This is a genomic window from Streptomyces sp. JNUCC 63, assembly GCF_054366325.1.
Genome location: NZ_CM135963.1, coordinates 1551129 through 1569424 on the forward strand (window position 1 = coordinate 1551129; position 18296 = coordinate 1569424).

The following is an 18296-nucleotide window of genomic DNA, read 5'->3' on the forward strand; positions in this document are numbered from 1 at the left end:
TTCCGGCGGGGCGGAGTGTGGCTCGCGACCAGGCCCGGCAGAGAGGCACACGCGCGGGCTCACAGATCCCGCGGCCGGCCGCCATGGCGCCCGCAACCACACCTGCGGCTTTCAGCCATGCGATCCAGCCATGGCAGCGGTCCGGGCGCTCGCCGTCGAATCCGCCGCTCCGGCCGCAGTACCGCCCTGGTGCAGAGGGTGTGAGCCGGCCCCGGTCACGCGGGGTCCCGGGGCAGACCAGGTGGGAGTCGTCACAGGTCGTTCGGTGTGCCGAGGCCGGTCAGGGCGCCCACCGGGTCCAGGTCGGCGGTGCCGCGGGGCCACCAGTCGTCGCGGTCGGGCTCGGATTCGTACGCGTACCACAGGCCGTCCCGGCCCAGGCGGAGCTGGAGGTGGCCGCGGGGGTGGGTGAGCCGGTTGCGCCAGGGGCGGAAGGCCGGCAGGTCGGCGGCGAGGAGCAGCGGGCGGGCCCGGTCGAACCGGCCGGCCGGCGGGTCCCAGGGCTCTTCCAGGACGGCGAGTCCTTCCGGGCCGCCCTGCCGCCAGGCCGCGACCGCGCGCGCCAGGTCGGCCGGGGTGCGCCCGGTGAGGGAGGCGAGGGAGGCGTACAGGGAGCGGGTGGCGGCGGTCAGTCCGGAGCCGGGGCGGGCGGCGGCGAGGCGTACGGCGTCCTGCCACAGCGTGAGCCCGCCGACCGGGTCGCGGCCGGTGGTGAGCAGGGCGTGGGCGCGGGCGGCGGCGTCGGTGGCCAGTTGGTCGAGTGCGAAGGGGTCGGGACCTCCGGGCGCCGCCGCGTACACCGGGGGCTGTTCGGGGTGCGGGGGCGGCGGCAAAGGGGCGGGCGGCGGCGGGAGTCGACGCTCGTCCCGCCGGGCCAGTACGTCACTGGCGCGCACCCCCGGCAACGGCTCCGGTTCCTTCTCCTGCGCGGCGCGGGCCGCTCGGGTGGCGCTCAGCCGGGACAGGGCGTCGAGCAGTTGGCGCTCGCCGCGGCCGCGGAGCAGCAGCAGGACGAAGGGGTCGGCGTCCAGCAGGCGTGCGGTCCGGTAGCAGAGGGCGGCGGCGTGTTTGCAGGGGTGGCCGCGGTCGGGGCAACTGCAGTGGGGTTCCAGGTCGCCGGGGCCGGGGAGCAGGGGGACCCCGCAGTCGGCGAGAGACTGGGGCATCTCCTTGTCGAGGAGCGCGGCGATGTGCCCCGGGCGCTCGGCGGCGGCGTCCAGGAACCGCTCCCAGTCGGCGTCGTCCAGCGTCCGCAGCCGCACCTGCACCCGGTAGGGGCGCGGGCGGCTCCCCTTCACGTACGCCAGGACCAGCCCCGGCGTCACGGTGATGGCGTCCACATGCCCTGTCTCGGCGTACCCCCGCCCCCGCGCGAGCCGCGCCGCGTCCAGCGCGCCCTCCTCCAGGGCGGTGACCCACGCGTTGCCCCACCACGTCTCCGCGAACCGCGAGTCCCCGGCCGCCCGGGTCGCGAACGCCGGGAACGTACGCCGGAGTTCACCGTCACGATGGGGGGAGGCCATGGTGGGAGGGACGCGCGGTGTGGCGGGGGTGGTCGGCGACTGCGAGGAGGGGGTGCTTTCGGGGTGGCTGCCGGACGTGTGGTGACCGTGGGCCGAGGAGCCCGCCGAAGCCTCCTCACGCCCCTGCGGGGTCCTGCCGTCGTCGGCGCCTTCCCGACCGGGCCCGGCCGCTGCCGCCCCGGGCATGCGGAACACTCCAGCGACCAACTCTCGCACGTCACGGGCATCCACACTTGCCCCACGGACGGAAGCGCCGCCGCGGTCCGGGAAGCCGGCCGCCTGCCGGATCGCCCGGCGCGCGACGGCGGACGCGGACATCACGGCGTCGACCGCCCCACTCGCCGCCGCCGGCGGGGGCGGGGACGGGGACGCGGACGGGGACGGGGACGGGGACGCCGCAGTGTCGGTCGCCGCCGGCCCGGACGCCCAGCCCGCGGCTGGGGATGCAGGCGTCACGGCATCAGCCGCCACCTGCCCGGACACCCGACGCGCGGACGGGGACGGGGACGCCGCAGTGTCGGTCGCCGCCGGCCCGGAGGCCTGAGGCCCGGCCGCGGAGACGGGCGTCGCGGTGTCCGCCGTCACCGGCCGGACCGTCCCGGACGCAGCCGCAGACACGGACGTCGCGGCGGGCCGGCGCGCGGACGCGGCTTGCGGCGTCGCGGGGCCCGTCCGGGGCTGCTCCGCTTGCGCCTCGCGGCGGGCCAGGGCCGCGCGCAGGGCCTCGCGTGCGGCGTCGGCGGGGCGAGGTCCCGCGGGGTGCCGTGGTTCGCCGCCGGGTGGCGCTCCGGCTGCGGCTGCCTGACCGGGGTGTTTCGGAGGGGTCGAGTCGGCGGCGGGGTTCTCCGGGAGCTCCGGCGGCATGTCCTCGGTCGGGCCGTTCTCGGTGCGGGCGCCGCTCCGGGCGGACACCGCCTGTCGCAAGGCGTCTCGCGCGGCGCCGCCCGGGCGGTTCGTCTCGTCCGGTGGCCGGTCCGGTACGCGCTCGGGGCGGGTGGGCTTCCGGGGGGCTGTGACCGGGGGTTGTTGTCGGCGGGCGGCCCGCAGGGCTCGGCGGGCCGCGTCGGCGGGGCGGTCGTCCATCAGGCGTCCCTCCTCAGCGAGACCAGGTCGGACAGCTCGCGGTCGGTCAGTTCGGTGAGGGCCGACTCGCCGGTGCCGAGGATCGCGTCGGCCAGGGCTCGCTTGGTGGCGAGCATCTCGGCGATGCGGTCCTCGACGGTGCCCTCGGTGATCAGGCGGTGGACCTGGACCGGCTGGGTCTGGCCGATGCGGTAGGCGCGGTCGGTGGCCTGCTCCTCGACCGCCGGGTTCCACCAGCGGTCGAAGTGGACGACGTGGCCCGCGCGGGTGAGGTTCAGGCCGGTTCCGGCCGCCTTCAGGGAGAGGACGAGGACCGGGGTGGCGCCGCTCTGGAAGCGGTCCACCATGCGCTCGCGCTCCGGGACCGGCGTACCGCCGTGGAGGAGGTCGACGGGGACCGCGCGGGCGCCGAGGTGGGAGGTGATCAGGCGGGCCATGCCGACGTACTGGGTGAACACCAGCGCCGAGCCGTCCTCGGCGAGCAGGGTGTCCAGCAGCTCGTCCAGCAGGGCGAGTTTGCCGGAGCGGGCCGACAGGCGGTCGCCGCCGCCCGGCGGGTGCTCCTCCTTCAGGTACAGGGCCGGGTGGTCGCAGATCTGCTTCAGCGAGGTCAGCAGCTTCAGGACCAGCCCGCGCCGGGCCATGCCCTCGGCCGTCCCGATGGCGAGCATCGACTCGCGCACCACCGCCTCGTACAGCGCGGCCTGTTCGCGGGTGAGCGGCACCGGGTGGTCGGTCTCGGTCTTGGGCGGGAGTTCGGGGACGATGCCGGGGTCGGACTTCCGGCGGCGCAGCAGGAACGGGCGCACCAGCCGGGCCAGACGCCGCGCGGCCTCGCCGTTCTCGTCGGCCCCGCCGGTCTCCACCGCGCGCGCGTGCCGGGCGCGGAAGGATTTCAGCGGGCCGAGGAGTCCGGGGGTGGTCCAGTCGAGGAGGGCCCACAGCTCGGAGAGGTTGTTCTCCACGGGAGTGCCGGTGAGGGCCACGCGCGCGGGGGACGGGATGGTGCGCAGCGCCTTCGCGGTCGCCGAGTAGGGGTTCTTGACGTGCTGGGCCTCGTCGGCGACGACCATGCCCCACGGCTGCCCGGCCAGCAGGGGTGCCGCCGACCGCATGGTGCCGTACGTGGTGAGCACGAAGCCGCCGTCGAGGCCGTCCAGGGTGCGCTCCGGGCCGTGGAAGCGGCGGACGGGGACGCCGGGCGCGAACCGGTTGATCTCCCGCTGCCAGTTGCCCAGCAGGGAGGCCGGGCAGACCACCAGGGTGGGTTCGCTGCGCGCCCGCTTGAGGTGCAGCGCGATGACGGTGACCGTCTTGCCCAGGCCCATGTCGTCGGCGAGGCAGCCGCCGAGGCCGAGGGAGGTCATGAGGTCGAGCCAGGCCAGACCGCGCAGCTGGTAGTCGCGCAGCGTGGCGTCGAGGCCGGGCGGCGGCTCGGCGGGCCGTACGCCGGCGGTGATCCGGTCCCGCAGGGCCGCCAGCGCGCCGGCCGGTACCGCCTCCACCGTCTCGCCGTCGACCTCCGCGGTGCCGGTGAGGGCGACGGACAGTGCGTCGACCGGGTCGAGCAGCCCCAGGTCGCGTTTGCGGGCCTTGCGGACGAGGGCCGGGTCGATGAGCACCCAGCGGTCCCGCAGCCGCACCACCGGGCGGTGCGCCTCGGCGAGCGCGTCCATCTCGGCGTCGCTGAGCGGGTCGTCGCCGAGCGCCAGCTGCCACTGGAACCGCAGCAGGTCCTCGCTCTCGAAGAAGCCCGTGCCGTCGGTCGCGGAGCCCGGCGCGGGCCGCACCACCGCCGCGGCGGTGAGGTCCTGCGCCAGGTCCCGCGGCCAGTGCACGGCGACTCCGGCCGCGGCGAGCCGGGTCGCGACCGCGCCGAGCAGTTCGCTCACCTCGTCCTCGGACAGGGCGAGCACGTCGGGCACGTCCTGCTCGCGGAGCCGGTCCAGGGGCGGCCAGACGCGGGCTGCGCGCCGTACGGCCAGGGCGGCGTCCACGCGTGCGCGTGGGCCGAACGCCGCGTCCGCCTCGCCCGCCCACAGGGCCGTCGCGTCGGCGACGAGGGTGGGGTCGGCGAGGCTGTGCACCTGGACGATCGCCGCTCCCGCGGCGCGCGCCGCGCCGTCGTCGCCGCCCCGGCCGTCGAACAGGTCGTACGCCGACAGATCCAGCCGCAGCGAGATCCGCACGCCCGCGTCCATGCCGGCGGCGACCTCGGCCGCCCAGTCGTGGGCGTGCGGCAGGTGCTGCGGCCGGCGGTCGGCGAAGGGCTTCCCGTAGGTGTGGGGCGCGGCCGGGGTGCGGGGCAGGGTGTCGGCGACCGCGTCGAGGAACGCGCGCAGCAGCGCCTCCGGCTCGGGCAGCCGGAGGGGGCCCGAGCCGGGCAGCAGCGGGACCGCGTGGCCCTCGTACGGCAGGGCGGCGGCGATCGCGCGCAGGTGGGCGATGTCGTCCGGGTCGAGGGGGCCCGCCCGCCAGGCGTCGTGCCCGGTGGCGGTCAGGCCGGGCAGCAGCCGTCCGCGGGCGGCGAGTCGCAGGGCGTGCAGTGCGGCGGCGCCCCAGCAGGCGGTGGCGGGATGGGCCGCCGGGTCGTGCCGGGCCCGCACGAGGTGGGGCAGCGCCTTCTCGATCGGCAGCGACAGCGCGGGGGCGCTCCTGCGGCGGGCACCCGCCCCGTGCCGCCGTACGACGGTGAGCTCCGTGTGCGCGGGCCGGTGCCCGGCGGGGCCGTCCGCCGGCCACACCTCGCCGTCCGGGTCCCAGAAGGCGAGACGTCCCTCGCGCGGCAGGGGTGCGGGCAGGAAGACGGCGGCGAGCCGCACGGACACGCCGTCCGACGCCTCGTCCGTCTCCGCCACGGCCGTGTCGCTCATACGTCCTGTCACCTCCCGCTCACCGGTCGAGTCAGTCGTCTCCGACGATACGGGCGGGGTCTGACAATCGGTCCCGGCGGCGGCCGCCCCCGCCCCGTCAGGGCACGGTCCGGGAGACGACGTAGACCATCGGCAGGACCGGGTCGGACATGTTGACGACGACGTCCTGGGTGGGGGCGGGGTTCTTCTGTTTGTGCGTGAGGCCCCACCAAGGGCCCGGGCCCGTGAACGTCCAGCGGGTGATCTTCTGATCGCGGGCGCTGATGGTGATGTCGCCCTTTTCGAGGTCGCCCCGGTTGACACCCATGGCCTCGAGGAAGGTGTCCAGGCCGGCTTGGGTGGTCCGGAACTGGACGTAGAGACGGCTGGTCTTCCAGTTGTTCGTCTCGTACGAGGCGACCCGGTCGGCCGGGTGCGGTATCGGCACCTGGTAGAGGCGGCGCTGGACCTTGGCCGGATAGGTGGGGGTGAGGCCGGTCGCCGCGTACTTGGCCTCCTTGTTCTTGCCGCTGTCGCGGCTCTGGTTGGCCGAGATCACCAGGTAGCCGGCCGGGACGCCGATGAGCAGCACGATGATCAGCAGGGTGAGGGTCCTGCGGCGGATGCGGTGGCGGCGGTCCTCGACGCGCGGGGGTGGCGGCCCGCCCGGGGGCGGCGTCGCCTGGCGTGGCAGCGACATCGTCACAGCGTCTCCCGGGCCGCCCGCCGGGCCTCCGCGTACCGCTCGTAGCGCTCGTACCGCTCGACCCGGCGCCGCTTGGCGCGCCGGAAGCGGCGGGCGACCAGCCGGGCGAGGTCGGCGGCGCCGACCATGCCGGCCTCGGGGCCCAGCTGGGCGCGGGCGATACGGGCCTCGGGCCGGTAGCCGCGGCCGGTGAGGTGGCGTTTGAAGGCGTCCCGGGCGGGACCGATCAGCAGGTCGCCGGCCGCGGAGACGCCGCCGCCGATGACGAAGCAGGACGGGTCGAGGGCGGCGGCGAGGTTGGCGATGCCGACGCCGAGCCACTGGCCGATGTCCTCGAGCAGTTCGACGCACATGGCGTCGCCCTCGCGGGCCAGTTCGGTGATCATCGGGCCGGTGATGGCGGAGGTGTCCCCTTTGACGTGCTCGATGATCCCGTAGGCGACCGGGGAGTCGGCCGCGGCCAGCTCGCGCGCCTCGCGCACCAGGGCGTTGCCGGAGCTGTACTGCTCCCAGCAGCCCCGGTTGCCGCACGGGCAGCGGTGGCCGCCGGGCACGACCTGCATGTGCCCGAACTCGCCGGCGACGCCGAACTTGCCCCGCTTGACCTGGCCGTCCTCCAGGATGGCGCCGCCGATGCCGGTGCCCAGCGTGATCATGACGAGGTGGTCCTCGTCACGGCCCGCGCCGAAGCGCCACTCGGCCCAGGCGGCGGCGTTGGCGTCGTTGTCGACCAGGACCGGCACGGACAGGCGTTCGGAGAGGCGGTCGCGCAGCGGCTCGTTGCGCCAGGACAGGTGGGGCGCGAACAGTACGCGGTTGCGGTCGGCGTCGACCCAGCCGGCCGCGCCGATGCCGACCGCGTGCACGTCGTGCCGGTCGGACAGGTCCAGGACCAGTTCGACGATGGTGTCCTCGACGACCTTCGGGCTCTTGGACTTGTCCGGGGTCTCCGTGCGGAGCCTCTCCAGGATGTTGCCGTCGGCGTCGACGACGCCCGCCATCACCTTGGTGCCGCCGATGTCGATGCCCACCGTGGGCACGCGGGGTGCGGTCAGGTGGGAGCGGCGCTCCCGGGTGCCCACGGTGCGCAGTACGGGGGCACGGCGGGAGCCGATGGGGGCGGTGAGGTCGCGGTAGGTGCTCATCGGGGCCGATTCTGCCGCACGCTGGGTAAGGGTGCGGTACGGGGGAGCGGAGGGGTGGGCACGGTACGTCACCGGGTGTGGCTGTCTGGTGGCTGAGCGCGGGTTCCCGTCTCCTGCAGTTCGTGACGCAGATCGTCCAGCTCGTTGCCGCCTGCCATCTGGCGGGTCAGCTCGTCCAAGGTGATCTCGTCCCGTGTGTGGCTGCCCACCATCGTGCCCCGTTTCAGCAGGACGAACCTGTCCCCCACGAGGTACGCGTGTTGCGGATTGTGGGTGATCAGAACAACGCCCAGACCCTGGTCCCGTGCTGCCGCCACATACTTCAGCACCACGCCCGACTGCTTCACGCCGAGCGCCGCCGTCGGCTCGTCGAGGACGAGGACCTTCGCGCCGAAGTACACCGCGCGCGCGATCGCCACGCACTGGCGTTCGCCGCCCGAGAGGGTGCCGATGGGCTGGTCGACGTCGCGCAGGTCGATCCCCATCCGCAGCAGTTCTGCTCGCGCCGTCCTGCGCATGAGGTCGACGTCCAGGCGCTTGAAGGGACCGGCTCCCTTGCGGGGCTCGGAGCCGAGGAAGAAGTTCCGCCAGACCGGCATGAGGCCCACGACCGCCAGGTCCTGGTACACCGTGGCGATGCCGCGGTCCAGGGCGTCGCGCGGCGAGGTGAGCCGGGTCTCCTCGCCCTCGATGCGCAGGACACCGTCGTCGTGCTGGTGCAGTCCGGCAATCATTTTGATCAAGGTCGACTTGCCGGCGCCGTTGTCGCCCAGGACGCAGGTGATCTCCCCGGCGCGCACCTCCAGGGAGACACCCTCCAGGGCGCGGACAGTGCCGTAGTGCTTGCTGACGCCGGACAGCTCCACCAGGGCCGCACGTGCTTCGGTCTGCGTCATTTCGCGGCCTCCGCCCGCCTGCGGACCCAGGTGTTGAGCAGGGTCGCGAGGAGCAGCATCGCTCCGAGGAAGAACTTGAACCAGTCGGGGTTCCACTCGGCGAAGACGATGCCCTTGCTGGTCATGCCGAACAGGAGCGCGCCGACCGCCGAGCCGATGGCGCTGCCGTGGCCGCCGGTGATCAGGCAGCCGCCGATGACGGCGGCGATGATGTAGATCAGCTCGTTGCCGACGCCCTCGCCGGACTGCACCGCGTCGAAGGAGAAGAGCAGGTGCTGGCCGGAGACCCAGGCGCCGAGGGCCACGCCCATGTAGAGGCCGATCCTGGTCCCGGTGACCGGTACGCCGACCGCGCGGGCCGCGTCCTTGTTGCCGCCGACCGCGAAGATCCAGTTGCCGGTGCGGGTGCGCATCAGGATCCAGGAGGCGAGGGCGACCAGGCCGAGCCACCACAGGATGGTGACCTTGAAGTCGACGCCGCCGATCGTGAAGGTGGAGGCGAACAGTGCGCGGGCGCTCGGGAAGCCCTCCATGTCGGCGATCGTCTTGGTGGAGACGGTGCCGCCGATCAGCTTGGTGAAGCCGAGGTTCATGCCGGTCAGCATCAGGAAGGTGCCCAGCGTGACGATGAAGCTGGGCAGCCGGGTCCGGGTGAGCACGTAGCCGTTGAAGGCGCCGATCGCCAGGGTGACCAGCAGGGACACGCCGACGCCGACCCAGACGTTGGCGGTCGTCTGGTAGCTGAACATCGACGAGACCAGCGCGGAGGAGGTCACCATCACGCCCGCCGACAGGTCGAACTCGCCGCCGATCATCAGCAGCGCGACCGGGACCGCCATGATGCCGATGACCGAGGAGGCGTACAGGACGGTGCTGAGGCTGGAGGCGCGCAGGAAGCCGTCGGCGGCGAAGGCGAAGAAGACGAGGACGGCGATCGCGCCGACGACCGAGCCGAGTTCGGGCCGGGTGAGGAGCTTTCGCAGCGGCGAACTCTGCAGAATCCTTTCGTCGGCCCTTTTGTCGATCCTTCCGCCCGGGTTCTCGCCGGCGGAGGCGGCGGACTGGTCCATGGCCGTCGTGCTCATCGGGTGCCCCGCTTCGTGTACTCCTCCAGCGCGGCGGCCTGGTCCTTGGTGACGATCTGCGGCCCGGTGAGCACCGGCCTGCCGCCGCCGAGGACGTCGGCGTTGTACTTGTAGAGCCACAGCAGGTCGACGGCCTGGTAGCCCTGGAGGTAGGGCTGCTGGTCGACGGCGAAGCCGAGCGTGCCGTCCTTGAGCCCGGCGGCGACCTTGGCGTTGAGGTCGAAGGTGTCGATCTCGGCCTTGCTGCCCGCGTCGGCCCTCGCCTTCACGGCGGTGTCCGCGTACGGGGCGCCGAGGGTGACGACCGCGTCGACGGACTTGTCCGTCTGGAGCCTGGCCCCGATCGTGGACTGCACGTCGGGCATGTTGGTGCCGTTGACGTAGAGGTTCTCGACCGTGCCGGAGAAGCCCTTCACCACGCCGGCGCAGCGCTGCTCGTGGCCGACGTTGCCCTGTTCGTGCAGGACGCAGAGTGCCTTCTTCATGCCGCGCCGGGTCAGCTCCTGCCCCACGGCCTCGCCGGCGACGGTCTCGTCCTGGCCGACGTGGGTGAGCGCGCCGTACGCCTTGGACTCGGCGGACCCGGAGTTGACCGTGATCACCGGAATGCCGGCCTTCTCGGCGCGGGCGACGGCGGCCTTCAGCGCGTCGGGCTTGGCGAGCGTGACGATGATGCCGTCGACCCCCTTGTCGACCGCGGCGTCCACGAGCTGGGCCTGCTGCTGGGCCTCGATGTGGTGCGAGTACAGGAAGTTGATGTTGTCCTTGACCGCGGCCTGCTCGGCACCGTTCTGCACGATGTCCCAGAACGTGTCGCCGTCACCGGAGTGCGTGATCATCGCGAAGGTCCAGCGGGGGGTGTTCACCGCGGCCCCGCCCTGGGCCGCCGCGGCCTTGCGGGCGTCCTCCGCGCGTTTGCCGCCGGTGCTGCTGCAGCCCGCCAGCGACACCGACAGTGCCCCTGCCAGCGCGATGACTGCCCAGGTTGGAAACCGTGCCACGAGGCCGTGCCCTTCTTCCCGTGTTCGAACGTGCGCACGGGACTGATGGAGATCCCATCAGCCCCGATCGCCCCGATTATCGGACACCGGAATCCATGGTTCCGCGGCCGGGGAGCGGTGGCGGGTCAGATTGTCCGGACATGAAGAGCGCCTTGGGCGTGCGGCGCCCGTCACGAATGCGCGACGGGCGGACGTCCCGGGCCTGGCGCGGTCAGGACCGTACGAGCAACTGGAACTCGAAGGAGTAGCGGGACGGCCGGTAGGTGTGGGTGCCGAACTCCACCGCGCGGCCGGTGTCGTCGAAGGTGACGCGCTGCATGGTGAGCAGCGGGGCGCCCTCCGCCTCGCCGAGCCGCTCGGCCTCGGCGGAGGTGGCGGCGCGGGCGCCGATGGACTGGCGGGCGCTGTGCAGGGTGATCCCGGCGGCGCGCATCAGCCGGTACAGGCCGGTCGCCTCCAGATGGCCGGTGTCCAGATCGAGCAGACCGGGCGGCAGGTAGTTGGTGAGGTACGCCATCGGCTCGCCGTGGGCGAGGCGCAGCCGCTCGATGCGGTGCACCTCCTCGCCCTCGGCCACCCCGAGAGCGGCGGCGACCTCGCCGGACGCGGGGACGACCGTGTTGACCAGGACCTTGGTCGCCGGGCGTTGCCCCGCGGCTTCCAGGTCGTCGTAGAGACTGCTCAGTTCGAGCCGGCGCCGGACCTTGCTGTGCACGACCTGTGTGCCGACGCCGCGACGGCGCACCAGGAGGCCCTTGTCGACGAGCGACTGGATGGCCTGGCGGACGGTGGGCCGGGACAGGCCGAGCCGCGCGGCGAGCTCGATCTCGTTGCCCAGCAGGCTGCCAGGGGTGAGCGTGCCCTGCTCGATCGCGGACTCGAGCTGCTGGGACAGCTGGAAGTACAGCGGTACCGGGGAGCTCCGGTCCACACTGAGCTCGAGCGAGACGGTGGGGTCCACTTCTGGTTTCGGCACGGCCCGAGCGTAGTCCTGCCGCCGGTTGACGGGAAGTCCTGTAGTTCGATTGTCCTGACATACTGGTTGACAGCGTGCGGGGTCCGCCCTCACTTTGTTTCCATGCGCATCGGGGTCATCGGTACGGGCCGCATCGGCACCATTCATGCGAAGACGCTCAGCCGTCATCGCGAGGTCGGGTCACTGATCCTCACGGACGCCGATCCGGCGCGGGCGCAGGAGCTGGCCCACCGGCTGGGCGAGACGGCGGCGCCGGGCATGGACGAGATCTTCAAATGGGGCGTGGACGCGGTGGTGATCACCACGGCGACCTCCGCCCACGCCGAACTGATCGGTCGGGCAGCGCGGTCGGGGCTGCCGGTGTTCTGCGAGAAGCCGATCGCGCTGGACCTGCCGGGCACGCTGCACGCGCTCGGCGAGGTGGAGGCGGCGGGGACGATCCTGCAGATGGGCTTCCAGCGCCGCTTCGACACCGGCTACACCGGCGCCCGCGAGGCGGTGCGCTCGGGACGGCTCGGCCGCCTGCACACGGTCCGTGCGCTCACCTCAGACCAGGCGCCGCCGCCCGCGGCGTGGCTGCCGCTGTCCGGCGGACTGTTCCGGGACACGCTGATCCACGACTTCGACGTGCTGCGCTGGGTGACGGGGCGTGAGGTCGTGGACGTGTACGCGACCGGGTCCGACGCCGGTCCCGCGATGTTCCGTGAGGCCGGTGACGTCGACACCGGCGCGGCGTTGCTCACCCTCGACGACGGCACCCTCGCCACGGCCACCGCGACCCGGCTCAACGGCGCGGGCTACGACGTCCGCATGGAACTGGCCGGGGAGCTGGACCAGATCGTGGTCGGCCTCGACGACCGTACGCCGATCGCGTCCACCGAGCCGACCGGGCCGCCGGCCGCGGACAAGCCCTGGACCGGCTTCCTGGAACGCTTCGGCCCCGCCTACGAGGCCGAACTGTGCGCCTTCGTCGAGGTCGTGCGCGGCGGACGCCCCAACCCGTGCGACGGCCGCGAGGCACTGCAGGCCCTGCGCATCGCCGAGGCCTGCGAGGTCTCCCGTCGCGAGCACCGCCCGGTGCGCCTGGCGGAGATCCCGGGCGGGGCCCGGGCGGTGTTCCGGTGACGGGCCCACGGCCGCCCCGGTGAGGTCCGCGCGTCCGACGGCCGGAGACGGCCGGGGCGGCGCTACCAGCGCACCGGGAGGCTTCGTCTGCCGCGGATCAGCATGCCTGAGAGCCATTCGCCGGGCGGGCCGTCGAGAGCCAGGGCGGGGGCGCGGTGGAGGAGGGTGCGCAGGGCCGTGCTGGTTTCCAGTCGGGCCAGGGGGGCGCCCAGGCAGTAGTGGATGCCGTGGCCGAAGGCGAGGTGGCCGCGGGTGTCGCGGTGGATGTCGAAGCGGTCGGGGGCCGGGTAGCGGCCGGCGTCCCGGTCGGCGGCGGTGAGGCCGATCATCACCGACTCGCCCTGGCCGATGACGGTGCCGGCGATCTCCAGGGGCTGGGCGGCGAACCGGAACGTGGCGGTCTCCACCGGGCCCTCATGGCGCAGTATCTCCTCGACGGCGCCGTCGATCAGGTCCAGGTCCGCGCGCAGCTCCGCCAGTTGGTCCGGGTGGGTCAGCAGGGTGTACGCCCCGTTGGCGATGAGGTTGACCGTGGTCTCGTGGCCCGCGATGAGCAGCAGGAAGGCCATGCCGCGCAGTTCGGCGCCGGAGAGCCGGTCACCGTCCTCGGCCGTGGTGCGGATCAGGGCACTGAGCAGGTCGTCGGCCGGTCCGGCGCAACGCTTGTCCTCGATCAGCTCGGTGAGGTACGCGCCGAGCCGGTCCGCGGCCCGTAGGCTCGCCTCCTCGCTGGTGGGGGCGACCACCTCGTTGGACATCTCCCGGAACGCGGCCCGGTCGATCTCCGGCACACCCAGCAGCTCGCAGATGACCGTGATCGGCAGCGGATACGCGAGCGCCTCCACCAGGTCCGCGCGCCCGTGCGGCAGCATCGCGTCCAGCAGTTCATCGGTGATCTGCTGGATCCGCGGCTCCAGCGCCTCCACGCGGCGCGCGGTGAACGCGCGCGTGACCAGCGAGCGTAACCGCGTGTGCTGCGGCGGGTCGGAGATCAGCATGTGCTTGCCGAACACCTGCTCATCGAACAAGGACGCGTCGAACGCGCCGACGTCCTTGGCCAGCCGGGGGTCGGCGAGCGCGGCGCGCGCCTCCTCGTACCCGACGACGAGCCAGGTGTCGTAGCCCTCGGGCGGTGGCAGCCGCACCCGGTGCACCGGGCCGAGCGCGCGCAGTTCGGCGTAGACGGGATGCGGGTCCGCCCGAAACCCTTCCCCGTACTCCCCCAGGTCGATCACGTCCGCCATCACCACTCCCCTTCGGAATGCGAACAACTCCCCATGACCGGTCAACGCACGACGGGCCCGCGAAGTGCCGGACCCTCGGATCTCAGGGCGCGTCCTGTTCGAGAAGTCCCGCGTCGTGGGCGAGCAGGGCGATCTGCACGCGGTTGTTGAGGCCGAGCCTGGCGAGGACGCGTGAGACGTGGGTCTTGACGGTGGCCACGCTCATGAAAAGTTCGGCCGCTATCTGGGCGTTGGCCAGTCCGCGGCCGACACGGACGGCGACCTCGCGCTCGCGGTCGTTGAGGGCGGCGAGGCGCTCACGCGCGCGGGCACGCCGGTCGTCGGCGGCGGTGCCGGCGGCGTGCCGCATCAACTGGCGGGTCACGGTGGGCGAGAGCACCGGGTCGCCGGCCGCGACCCGGCGTACCGCCTGCACGATCTCGGCCGGCGGGGTGTCCTTGAGTACGAATCCGGCGGCGCCCGCGCGCAGGGCGCGCAGTACCTGCTCGTCGGCGTGGAAGGTGGTGAGGACGACGACCTGGGGTGCCTCGGGGTGTCCGCGCAGCCGTTCCGTCGCCGTCAGGCCGTCCACGCCCGGCATCCGTACGTCCATCAGGACGACGTCCGGCCGGGTGCGGTCGACCAGGGCCTGCACCTCGCTGCCGTCGGCCGCCTCGCCGACGATCTCGATGTCGTCGGCGCCGCCCAGCATGAGGGACAGACCGGCTCTCACCAGCGGGTCGTCGTCGACGAGGAGCAGTCGGATCGCGGTCATGGACCCCACCCAACCAAAGCACGGGTCTCACCGGCCACCCCGAGTGCACGCGCGCGTGAAGAGCGGTCCGGTGGGAACATTGCCGTTCATGCGTGCCGCTTATGTCGAACAGCTGGGTTCGCCCGACCTCATTCGCTTCGGCGAACTGCCCGCTCCCGTGCCGGGTCCGGGCGAGGTGCTGGTGGATGTGCTGGCCACCGCGGTCGACCCGGTGGACACGTTCGTCCGCTCCGGAGTGTTCCGCACGCCGCTGCCGTTCCCGTTCGTGGTCGGACGCGACCTCGTGGGCACGGTGGCCTCCGCCGGGCCCGGTTTCGCCGTGGGCGAGACGGTGTGGTGCAACAGCCTCGGCCACGACGGCCGGCAGGGAGCGGCCGCCGAACAGGCCGTGGTACCGGCCGACCGTCTCTACCGGCTGCCGCCGGGCGTGGACCCTGGGGAGGCGGTGGCCGTGTTCCACCCGGCCGCGACCGCTCACCTGGCCCTCTTCACGCACGGCGGGCTGCGGTCCGGCGAGACGGTCCTGGTCGGCGGCGCGGGCGGCAACGTGGGCAGCGCGCTGGTGGAGTTCGCGGTCCGCGCGCACGCGCGCGTGCTGGCCACCGCCGCGCCGCGCGACCACGACCACGTCCGCTCCCTGGGCGCGGCTCAGGTCGTGGACTACCACGCCGACGGCCTCGCGGCGCGGCTGGCGGCCCTCGCCCCGGACGGCGTCGACGTGCACATCGACACCTCCGGCCACAACGACCTCGAAACCGCGGTCGGCCTCCTCGCCCACCGCGGCCGTATCGTCGTCATGTCCGGCGCCCGGGACGAGCCGGCCCTCCCGGTCGGCGCGCTCTACATGAAGGACGGCTCCGTGCGCGGCTTCGCCATCTCCAACGCCACGACGGCGGAACTGGCCGGCGCGGCATCCGCCGTCAACGACCTCCTGGCGGCCGGCGCACTGCGCCCCCGCTCCGTGGAGTACCACCCGCTGAGCGCCGCGGCGGAGACGCACCGCCGCATGGAACGAGGCGAACTCCACGGCCGGCGCGTGGTGCTGCGTCCCTGAACCTGCGCGTCCTTGAACCCGCCCGTCACAAAGCTGGCGTGCGCGGCGCGTTGATGGCACGCCTGCCGTGCGGTCACCCCCACGGCAGCCGCCCCCGCACCTCGAACCCCCCGTCGGGGGCCGGGCCGTGCTCCAGGGCGCCGCCGGTCAGGGCGGCGCGTTCGGTCAGGCCGATCAGGCCCTGGCCGGAGCCGGGGACGTGGGGGGCTTCGTGCCCGGGAGCCGGGTTGCGTACGTGGATGTCGAGGCCGTCGCCCGGGGCGCCGGTGACCGTCACCGTCACCTCCGTCCCCGGGGCGTGTTTGCGGGCGTTGGTCAGGGCCTCCTGGGCGATGCGGTAGGCGGTGCGGCCGACGGAGGCGGGGACGGTGGCCGGGTCGGTGACGGTGTTGGTCAGGGTGACCTTCATGCCGGCCTCGCGGGACTCGGCGACCAGGGCGTCCAGCGCGGCGAGGGTGGGCTGGGGGCGGCCCGCGTCGTCGGGGTCGCCGGCCCGCAGTACGCCGATGATCTCCCGCAGGTCCTGCAGGGCCTCGTGCGCGCTCTCCCGGATGACCCCGGCCGCCCGCGCGACCTCCTCGTGGGGTGCCCCGGGCCGGAACTCCAGGGCGCCCGCGTGCACGCTCAGCAGGGTGAGCCGGTGGGCGAGGACGTCGTGCATCTCCCGGGCGATGGCCTCGCGGGCGAGCCGCTGCGCCTGCTCGGCCCGCAGCCGCGCCTCCGTCTCGGCGCGCCGGGCCCGGTCGCGCAGGCTCAGCACGAGCTGCCGCTTGGACCGTACGAACATGCCCCAGCCGATGACCAGGAGAGTCAGCAGCACGGAGAAGACGACGGCGCCCGCATACGCCAGGTCGGGGTCCGGGCGCCACCAGTAGAAGGCGGGGGTCAGGGCGAGCGCGGCACCGCCCGTCCAGGCCACGTGCCGGAACGGCCGGTGCACGGCGAGCGTGAAGAGCGCGATGACTTGCGCCCCGGCCGCTGTGGTCGAGACGAAGCAGACGGGGACCATGGCGACGGCCAGGGCGAGGGGCCGGCGGCGGCGCAGCCAGACCGCCGCGCAGGAGAGGGCGCCGAGCAACTGGTCGGCGACGGCCAGGGCGTGCGAGGTGTGGGTGTCGTGGCTCAGGGTGTCCGCGGCGGCCAGGCCGATGAACACGGCCAGGAGGAAGCAGCAGAAGTCGACGAGCCAGTCGCGTGCGGTGCGCCGCGGCCGGCCCCGGCGTCCAGCGTCGGGGTCGAGCACGTCGGTCAGTTCGTCCGCCACGGCGGACGGCAGCCACCACCGCCGCGCCGTGAACGCCGGTGGTTCCCGCGTCATCCCGTCACTCGTCACACCCCGTCAATCTACGCAAGCCGCCGCGCCCCTCACCGCCCCGTACGGCGGATTCGCGACCGAAGTCGCGACGGCGTGGACTTTCGTCGCACCCGCCCGCCGCGACAGCGGACTTTCGCCGGCGACGGCTCACCCCACGGCCGATGTACGGGAAGGAGACGCGGGGTGAAGGTCATGGCATGAAGAAGTTGCTGGAGTTCCTCGGATTCATCGCCCTGGTGCAGGGCGTGCTCGGCCTGGTGCACGCGTTCACCGACTGGCACGGAGGCCTGGTGCAGCGGATCGGCTTCCTCGACGGCTACGAGGTCTACGCGAGCGTCGTCCTGATCGTGCTGGCGTGCGCGCTGTTCGCCATGGCCGAGAGCCGGAAGTCCGGGTGAGGGACCGTGGGTCACCGGACGCGGTCGCCCAGCTGCTGGTGGCGGGCCGCCACAGTCGCCGCGCCCTCCTCCGTCAGGGAGCCGAACAGGTGCAGACGGGAGATGCCTCCGTCCGGGAAGATGTCCACGCGCGCGTGCGTGCCGACGGCCGGCGCGGGCAGCACGAAGCGGTGGTCGGTGTCGGGCTGGAGGCGGGTGCGCGGCAGGATCTCGGTCCACTCGCCGTCCTCGCCGTCCTTGACGGAGACCGAGGCCCAGCCTGCGCTGTTGCCCTTGAGGCAGGCGGTGTCGATCTCGACGGCTCGGACCCGGGACTGGGCGACCAGCCGGTAGCGGATCCAGTCGCGGCCCCGGTCGCGGCGGCGCCGGGTCTCCCAGCCGTCGTCCATCCTGCGGGAGCGGCCCGGCTGGATGGTGTTGGTGGCGGGCGAGTAGAAGAGGTCGGAGGCGTCCTCGACCCGGCCGCCGTTCTCCAGGGCGACCACGTCGAAGGTGCCGAGCGCGTCCAGCCACTCGGGGTCGGGCACGACCTCGCCGTACACGCGCAGCCGTGCGATGCCGCCGTCGGGGTGCTGGTTGAGGCGCAGGTGGGTGAAGCGCCGCTCCACGTCCACCTCGAAGCCGTTCGCCGCGTGGCCGCCGACCGCCGTGCGCGGGACGAGGGTCGTCCACGTGACGTCGTCGGCGAGGAGTTCCCGCGGGGACGGGGAGCCCGGCACGCGGGCGCCCTCGACGGAGACCTCCTGCGGGTGGTTGCCGCGGAAGTGCGCGGTGTCGACGACGACGCCCCGTACGACGCCGGGCGCGCCGAGCCGGATCAGTGCCCAGTCGTGGTCGTCGACGGCCGGCCAGGGGTGGTCGGCGGAGGCGCCGCGGCGGCGCCGGGTCTCCCAGCCGTCCATGACCTTGCCCTTGTGCCCGAAGTGCCCGGGGTCGAACTCGGCGCGCTCGGGCACCAGCAGGTTCTCGCGCTGGGCGAAGAACTCGTCGTTGGCGGCGACGACTCCGGCGCCGAGCCGGCGGTCGGCGAGGTCGACGGCCCGGGCGAAGGGGAAGTCGGCGGTGCGGTAGTCCGCGTACGGGTCACCGCCTCCGTAGGGGTTCGCGTCGCCGGTGAAACGGGGAATCGCCGTCACGGT

The 18296-nt window shown here is 73.5% G+C and carries 15 protein-coding genes; 3 read left to right on the forward strand and 12 right to left on the reverse strand.

Annotated elements, in window-relative coordinates:
- Positions 1-251 precede the first annotated feature (251 nt).
- From ACX25U_RS07000 to ACX25U_RS07035, 8 genes are all read right to left on the reverse strand, one after another.
- Positions 252-2606 carry an SWIM zinc finger family protein gene (locus ACX25U_RS07000; protein ID WP_454389658.1) on the reverse strand — a complete coding sequence of 785 codons (2355 nt, stop codon included), beginning with the start codon at positions 2604-2606 and terminating at the stop codon, positions 252-254.
- Positions 2606-5479 carry a DEAD/DEAH box helicase gene (locus ACX25U_RS07005; protein ID WP_454389659.1) on the reverse strand — a complete coding sequence of 958 codons (2874 nt, stop codon included), beginning with the start codon at positions 5477-5479 and terminating at the stop codon, positions 2606-2608. Before ACX25U_RS07005 ends, ACX25U_RS07000 begins: the two co-directional genes overlap by 1 nt.
- Before the next feature lie 97 nt (positions 5480-5576).
- The gene (locus tag ACX25U_RS07010; protein ID WP_454389661.1) at positions 5577-6164 is read right to left on the reverse strand and encodes a sugar kinase; all 588 of its coding nucleotides are present in this window, start codon (positions 6162-6164) and stop codon (positions 5577-5579) included.
- Positions 6161-7309: an ROK family glucokinase gene (locus tag ACX25U_RS07015; RefSeq protein ID WP_454389663.1), complete on the reverse strand. Its 1149-nt coding sequence runs from the start codon at positions 7307-7309 to the stop codon at positions 6161-6163. The genes ACX25U_RS07010 and ACX25U_RS07015 overlap by 4 nt, the downstream gene beginning before the upstream one ends.
- 68 nt (positions 7310-7377) lie before the next feature.
- Positions 7378-8205 (reverse strand): ATP-binding cassette domain-containing protein, encoded by an 828-nt coding sequence (locus ACX25U_RS07020; protein WP_454389665.1) that lies wholly within the window; start codon positions 8203-8205, stop codon positions 7378-7380.
- Positions 8202-9275 (reverse strand): ABC transporter permease, encoded by a 1074-nt coding sequence (locus ACX25U_RS07025; RefSeq protein ID WP_454394143.1) that lies wholly within the window; start codon positions 9273-9275, stop codon positions 8202-8204. The genes ACX25U_RS07020 and ACX25U_RS07025 overlap by 4 nt, the downstream gene beginning before the upstream one ends.
- Positions 9276-9286: 11 nt before the next feature.
- On the reverse strand, positions 9287-10291 hold the full coding sequence (locus tag ACX25U_RS07030) for a sugar ABC transporter substrate-binding protein (RefSeq protein ID WP_454389667.1): 1005 nt from the start codon (positions 10289-10291) through the stop codon (positions 9287-9289).
- A 211-nt stretch (positions 10292-10502) separates the two neighbouring features.
- The gene (locus ACX25U_RS07035; protein ID WP_454394145.1) at positions 10503-11252 is read right to left on the reverse strand and encodes a GntR family transcriptional regulator; all 750 of its coding nucleotides are present in this window, start codon (positions 11250-11252) and stop codon (positions 10503-10505) included.
- A gap of 117 nt (positions 11253-11369) precedes the next feature.
- Between ACX25U_RS07035 and ACX25U_RS07040 the strand changes: the two genes are divergently transcribed.
- On the forward strand, positions 11370-12392 hold the full coding sequence (locus ACX25U_RS07040; protein WP_454389669.1) for a Gfo/Idh/MocA family protein: 1023 nt from the start codon (positions 11370-11372) through the stop codon (positions 12390-12392).
- 62 nt (positions 12393-12454) lie between these two features.
- On the opposite strand, the gene ACX25U_RS07045 is transcribed toward ACX25U_RS07040, so the two are convergent.
- Complete coding sequence (locus ACX25U_RS07045) at positions 12455-13636, reverse strand: cytochrome P450 family protein (RefSeq protein ID WP_454389671.1); 1182 nt, start codon at positions 13634-13636, stop codon at positions 12455-12457.
- An 82-nt stretch (positions 13637-13718) separates the two neighbouring features.
- The gene (locus ACX25U_RS07050) at positions 13719-14390 is read right to left on the reverse strand and encodes a response regulator transcription factor (protein ID WP_454389673.1); all 672 of its coding nucleotides are present in this window, start codon (positions 14388-14390) and stop codon (positions 13719-13721) included.
- Between the two features lie 88 nt (positions 14391-14478).
- Here ACX25U_RS07050 and ACX25U_RS07055 point away from each other — a divergent pair, with 88 nt between their 5' ends.
- Positions 14479-15444 (forward strand): NADPH:quinone reductase, encoded by a 966-nt coding sequence (locus ACX25U_RS07055; protein WP_454389675.1) that lies wholly within the window; start codon positions 14479-14481, stop codon positions 15442-15444.
- A gap of 73 nt (positions 15445-15517) precedes the next feature.
- On the opposite strand, the gene ACX25U_RS07060 is transcribed toward ACX25U_RS07055, so the two are convergent.
- A complete protein-coding gene (locus ACX25U_RS07060; RefSeq protein ID WP_454389677.1) occupies positions 15518-16762 on the reverse strand; it encodes a sensor histidine kinase in 1245 nt (414 codons plus the stop codon).
- 194 nt (positions 16763-16956) lie between these two features.
- On the opposite strand from ACX25U_RS07060, the gene ACX25U_RS07065 reads away from it, so the two are divergent.
- Complete coding sequence (locus ACX25U_RS07065) at positions 16957-17157, forward strand: hypothetical protein (RefSeq protein ID WP_454389679.1); 201 nt, start codon at positions 16957-16959, stop codon at positions 17155-17157.
- Between the two features lie 11 nt (positions 17158-17168).
- On the opposite strand, the gene alc is transcribed toward ACX25U_RS07065, so the two are convergent.
- Positions 17169-18293 carry an allantoicase gene (gene alc, locus ACX25U_RS07070; RefSeq protein WP_454389681.1) on the reverse strand — a complete coding sequence of 375 codons (1125 nt, stop codon included), beginning with the start codon at positions 18291-18293 and terminating at the stop codon, positions 17169-17171.
- Positions 18294-18296 lie beyond the last annotated feature (3 nt).

Coding starts and splice junctions, on each gene's coding strand:
- ACX25U_RS07000 (WP_454389658.1), bottom strand. CDS start 2,606: ATGGACGACCGCCCCGCCGACGCGGCCCGCCGAGCCCTGCGGGCCGCC.
- ACX25U_RS07005 (WP_454389659.1), bottom strand. CDS start 5,479: ATGAGCGACACGGCCGTGGCGGAGACGGACGAGGCGTCGGACGGCGTG.
- ACX25U_RS07015 (WP_454389663.1), bottom strand. CDS start 7,309: ATGAGCACCTACCGCGACCTCACCGCCCCCATCGGCTCCCGCCGTGCC.
- ACX25U_RS07020 (WP_454389665.1), bottom strand. CDS start 8,205: ATGACGCAGACCGAAGCACGTGCGGCCCTGGTGGAGCTGTCCGGCGTC.
- ACX25U_RS07025 (WP_454394143.1), bottom strand. CDS start 9,275: ATGGACCAGTCCGCCGCCTCCGCCGGCGAGAACCCGGGCGGAAGGATC.
- ACX25U_RS07040 (WP_454389669.1), top strand. CDS start 11,370: ATGCGCATCGGGGTCATCGGTACGGGCCGCATCGGCACCATTCATGCG.
- ACX25U_RS07045 (WP_454389671.1), bottom strand. CDS start 13,636: ATGGCGGACGTGATCGACCTGGGGGAGTACGGGGAAGGGTTTCGGGCG.
- ACX25U_RS07050 (WP_454389673.1), bottom strand. CDS start 14,390: ATGACCGCGATCCGACTGCTCCTCGTCGACGACGACCCGCTGGTGAGA.
- ACX25U_RS07055 (WP_454389675.1), top strand. CDS start 14,479: ATGCGTGCCGCTTATGTCGAACAGCTGGGTTCGCCCGACCTCATTCGC.
- ACX25U_RS07060 (WP_454389677.1), bottom strand. CDS start 16,762: ATGACGCGGGAACCACCGGCGTTCACGGCGCGGCGGTGGTGGCTGCCG.
- ACX25U_RS07065 (WP_454389679.1), top strand. CDS start 16,957: ATGAAGAAGTTGCTGGAGTTCCTCGGATTCATCGCCCTGGTGCAGGGC.